Source organism: Ectobacillus sp. (genome assembly GCF_056992975.1).
Genome location: NZ_JBXKMX010000129.1, coordinates 1 through 4896 on the forward strand (window position 1 = coordinate 1; position 4896 = coordinate 4896).

Consider the following 4896-nt stretch of genomic DNA (forward strand, 5'->3'; position numbering starts at 1 on the left):
ATAAGCTGTTTCTTTTGTTTGAAGATAAAGAGAAACAGGATTTTTCGTTGCTGTATGGTGAGTTTCAAGCTGATGTGAAGAGGCTTGCACGTGTCCTATTGGATTTTGGAGTACGTAAAGGTGATACAGTAACCTTGCATTTGCCTAATGGTATCGAATTTATGACAGCGTGGTTTGCATTAGCTGAAATTGGAGCAGTTATGGTTCCAACGAATATTCTATCAACTGAAAGTGAAATGCAATTTATTCTAGAACACTCTGAGTCTGTTCTACTCATAACGGAAGAAACATATTTGGAGAAATTTAAGCCTATCCGCAATCATGTCCCTAAGCTTCGTAATATTTTACTTGCTAGGTATAAAGGGAGAGATGAGTTGAACAGAAGTTTATCTTATTTGATGGAGCATGCATCAACAACCTTACCTGATGTACCTTTATTTGCAGAAGATGTAGCGGCAATGCTATATACATCTGGAACAACATCGAGACCAAAAGGGGTTTTAATTACGCATGCTAATTACTTGTTTGCAGGCGAAGTGATGTCCAAGTCTATTCGACTTACACCAGAAGATCGTCAGTTTATTGTTTTACCACTATTTCATGGGAATGCCCAGTATTATTCCGTTATGTCTGCTTTAATGGTTGGAGCAAGTGTTGCGATAACGGAGAAGTTTAGTGCTAGTAATTATTTCAAACAAGCAAAACGGTTGGGATGTACAGTAGGCTCGCTTTTTGCAGCACCGATTCGAATGATTCTAGCAAAGGAGTATGATCCATCTGATCGTGACAACTCGTTACGAATGATTTGGTTTGCCCAAACGATAACGAATGAACAGTTAGATGAGTTTGAAACCAATTACGACACGAAATTACTACAATTGTATGGAATGACTGAAACAGTTGGGACACCATTAATGAATCCGTTAGATGGCATTCGAAATAATATGTCAATTGGTAAACCGACGCTTGGCTATGAAGTAAAGGTAGTCGATGAAGACGGAAATGAATGTGCGCAAGGAGAGATAGGACAAATTATTGTGAAGGGTATTCCTGGGCGTACGTTGATGAAAGGTTATTTTAAAAATGAGAGTGCGACAGAAGATGCATTGCAGGATGGGTGGTTGTACACAGGAGATAATGCGAGAGTAAATGAAAGCGGTTACTTTTTCTTTGCTGATCGCGTGAAAGATATGATTAAGCGTGCCGGTGAAAATGTAGCAGCAAGTGAAGTGGAGAAAGTCATTTGCGAGCATCCTTGTGTATACGAATGTGCGATTATTGGAATTCCAGATGAAGTGCGAGATGAAACGATGAAAGCATATGTGATAGTACGGGATGGTCAAGTGGTGACGGAAGAGGAAATCATTGTGTATTGCAGGCACCGCCTAGCCAAATTTAAAGTGCCTGCGTTTGTCGAATTTGTTCCTGATCTTCCACGTACATCCGTTGGGAAAATTCAAAAACACGTTTTGCGAAAATGGCATGAGGAGGGAGAAAAGATAAATGAGTAAGAAAATCAATCACATCGCGGTTATCGTGGATGATATAGAAAAGGCACTCCTTCCTTATGAAAAGCTACTGGGCCTTATTCCAACAGAAATTGAATATGTTGCATCATACAATGTACAAATTGCTTTTCTTCCAATTGGAGACACGCAAATTGAACTGGTGCAACCACTAGGAGAAGAAGGTGAACTCGTCGATTTCTTGCGAGAGACAGGCGGAGGTCTTCATCATATTGCATTGGAAGTGGACGATATTCAAGAAACAATTACGAATATGCAAAAGGAAGGGATTCCGATGAAGGATACGGTTCCGCGTCCCGGTGCTCATGGCTCTACTGTAGCATTTGCTAAGAATGATGGATTTAATGGGGTGACGATTGAATTCGTACAACCAAAAATAAATGAGTAGGGGGAAGAACAATGGTGCTTGCATCAGTTATTGGGGTTGGAAGTACGAAATATGGTGTTCTCTCAGAAAGCTTTGCTGAACTCGTACAAGAAGCTGCAAGTAAGGCATTAGCTGATGCCAACATGGGACCGGACGAAATTGATGCTTTGTATCTTGGAAATTTTGCTGGTGATCAATTTTTTAATCAAAATCATCTTGCGTCATATGTAAATTCTGTAATAGGGCTGAAAGGAGTTCCGGCAACAAGGGTGGAAGCCGCATGTGCTTCTGGTGGATTAGCGATTCGGGAAGCCATTTTGGCAATCAAAAGTGGTCTGCATAAACGTGTACTTGTGGTAGGTGCAGAAAAAATGACTTCTCTCCCTACTGCGGGTGTAACAGGGGTTCTTGCACAGGCTAGTAATATGGAACTGGAAGGAAAGGCTGGTTTAACCTTTCCGGGTGTTTTTGCTCTAGTAGCACAGCGCCATATGTATCAATATGGTACGACAAAGGAGCATCTCGCTGCTGTAGCAGTGAAAAATCATGATCATGCCTTATTGAATCCGAATGCTCATATGCACAAAAAAATTAGTTTGGCAGATGTATGTGCGAGCCAAACGATGATAGCTGAGCCGTTTAGTATTTTTGATTGTTCCCTTATTTCTGATGGTGCATCAGCAATGGTGCTTACTGCTCCTGATCTTGCTAAGACATACCGAAAAGATGTAATTGATATTGTGGGATCAGGTCAGGCAACAGGTTCATTTGAAATTTTTACAAATGATGATATGACATTTTTTTCGGCTTCTAGGCTTGCTGCTTCCAGGGCCTATGAAATGGCAGGTATACAGCCATCTGACGTCGATTTTGCTGAAGTTCATGATTGCTTCACGATTGCCGAAATTATTGCTACAGAGGACCTAGGATTTTTTGCGCCAGGTGAAGGAGGAAAGGCTGCTTTAGAGGGACGTACTCGCCTGAACGGGGAATTACCAATTAATTCTAGCGGTGGTCTGAAAGCAAAAGGTCATCCAGTTGGTGCAACAGGAGTCGGGCAAGGCGTAGAGATTGTGTATCAGCTAAGGGGACAAGCTGGAAAACGTCAGATTGAAAACGGAACAATCGGATTAACACACAATTTAGGTGGATCTGGCGGTACATGTGCCGTTCATATTTACCGTAGGAGGTAAACATGATGATAGATGTGTATCAGTGTAAGGAATGTGATCATCTTGCTGCGCAGACCTATGAATTTTGTCCGAAGTGTCGAAGTAAGCATAGTTATCTGCCAATTAGAGTAGAAGGGAAAGGAACTGTGTTCTCATATACTACGATTCATGTTGGCGATTTGAAATTGAAGGATGAAACGCCATATACGGTGGTGGTTGTAGAGTGTGAAGAAGGTTTGCGGTTAATTGGTAGAATGCAAACATTACAGTCTAGTGAAGTAGTAATAGGGTCAAAAGTAGAGTTAAGCGAATGGAGAGAAGGGACACCTGTTTTTCAAATTATAAAATAAGGGGGTAACAGGTATGGAGCAACAAAAACTAGTAAATGAGTTTGAAACTTCTGGATACGAGAATGATCGAGGGATTTTGAACAAATTTAGAGACTTTGCGCTAGCAACAAGTAATTGGACGCAAAAATGGGTTCCGGATGCTTGGATTATTGCGATTATTCTTTCCCTTATTATCTTTGGAATGGCACTCTCATTTGGAAACGCTTCTCCCAATCAGGCTGTACAAGTTTGGGGAAAGGGACTTTGGGTTTTGCTTCCGCTCATGGCTCAATTTAGTTTTGCAATTATCGTAGCATATGTTTGTGCTACCGCACCTGCTACGAAAACGGCGCTGAACTGGCTTGGTTCTCGGACAAATCCCAATAAACCATGGCAGGCAACTTTACTTGTAGCAATCGTCTCTTTAATGACAGGATTTGTGAACTGGGCGTTAACCATCGTTGTCTCTGCAACGCTTGTTCCGTTTGTGGCAAAGCATAATCCGAAATCTGATATCCGGATGCTAGTAGCAGCAGCGTATGTTGGAATTGCAACGTTGTGGCACGCAGGTCTTTCGGGATCAGCAACTTTACTTGTAGCGACACCTGATAATTTCTTATTAAAAGATAAAATTTTAACGGAGATTATTCCTGTATCTCGTACGATTTTTTCTTCATTTAATATTATCCTTGTCTTTATTACTATTATTTCTACGGCATTGATATTAACATTATTGACACCGAAAAAAGCAGGAACAGGAATGGATAAAGAAGTTCTTGATTCAATTACACAAGAAAATAAAATGGAACGACCCGCTCATTTAAGCCCAGCAGATCGTCTTGCATGGTGGCCTGGTTGGAATATTATTGTTGGGATTGCTTGTCTGTATTTGCTAGTTCAGACGTTTACATCAAAGGGGATTGCTGGTTGGAGTATAGACACGTATAATCTGTTGTTTCTTACACTTGCCCTATTTCTAACATGGCGTCCAATCGTATTTTTAGAGAGTTGTAAAAAAGGAGTGCAAGGTGCATGGGGAATTTTAATCCAATTTCCGCTTTACGGAGGAATTTTTGGACTGATTTCCTATACAAATTTAGGTCATGTGCTAACGACTTTCTTCATTTCTATTTCGAATCCCCACACTTTTTTACCAATTGTATATTGGTATTCTGGGGTGCTTGGATATTTTGTACCTTCAGGTGGATCAAAGTGGATTATCGAAGCACCGTATCTGTTAAAGGCAGCGAAGGAATTGGGTATTAGCCCGGCAAGTACGACCATTGCATACGGATGGGGAGATATGATGTCTCATCTTATTCAGCCATTTTGGGCGATTGCCTTGCTTGACATTACGAAAATAAAATTTGGACAAATTGCTGGCTTTTGTACAATGTTGTTGCTTGTTTATATTGTAATTACGAGTATTGCGATGTTTGTCATGCCTTTAAATCTATAACCATAGTTATTATGATGAAGGGGGTAGCTGTTCTTACAGTTAC

Annotated in this window: 5 protein-coding genes; all 5 read left to right on the top strand. The window is 40.7% G+C overall.

Annotated features, from left to right (window positions below; genetic code table 11):
- A partial coding sequence (locus AC11ZT_RS06520) for an AMP-binding protein (protein WP_484058821.1) occupies positions 1–1511 on the top strand: 1511 nt, incomplete at its 5' end.
- Positions 1504–1914: a VOC family protein gene (locus AC11ZT_RS06525; RefSeq protein WP_484058822.1), complete on the top strand. Its 411-nt coding sequence runs from the start codon at positions 1504–1506 to the stop codon at positions 1912–1914. The genes AC11ZT_RS06520 and AC11ZT_RS06525, both read left to right, overlap by 8 nt.
- A gap of 11 nt (positions 1915–1925) precedes the next feature.
- Complete coding sequence (locus AC11ZT_RS06530; RefSeq protein ID WP_484058823.1) at positions 1926–3086, top strand: thiolase domain-containing protein; 1161 nt, start codon at positions 1926–1928, stop codon at positions 3084–3086.
- 2 nt (positions 3087–3088) lie between these two features.
- On the top strand, positions 3089–3415 hold the full coding sequence (locus AC11ZT_RS06535) for a Zn-ribbon domain-containing OB-fold protein (RefSeq protein WP_484058824.1): 327 nt from the start codon (positions 3089–3091) through the stop codon (positions 3413–3415).
- 13 nt (positions 3416–3428) lie between these two features.
- The gene (locus tag AC11ZT_RS06540) at positions 3429–4853 is read left to right on the top strand and encodes a TIGR00366 family protein (RefSeq protein WP_484058825.1); all 1425 of its coding nucleotides are present in this window, start codon (positions 3429–3431) and stop codon (positions 4851–4853) included.
- Positions 4854–4896: the final 43 nt, after the last annotated feature.

Excerpts from the sequence above, each read along its gene's own strand:
- AC11ZT_RS06525 (WP_484058822.1), top strand. The coding sequence starts at position 1,504 with ATGAGTAAGAAAATCAATCACATCGCGGTTATCGTGGATGATATAGAA.
- AC11ZT_RS06530 (WP_484058823.1), top strand. The coding sequence starts at position 1,926 with ATGGTGCTTGCATCAGTTATTGGGGTTGGAAGTACGAAATATGGTGTT.
- AC11ZT_RS06535 (WP_484058824.1), top strand. The coding sequence starts at position 3,089 with ATGATGATAGATGTGTATCAGTGTAAGGAATGTGATCATCTTGCTGCG.
- AC11ZT_RS06540 (WP_484058825.1), top strand. The coding sequence starts at position 3,429 with ATGGAGCAACAAAAACTAGTAAATGAGTTTGAAACTTCTGGATACGAG.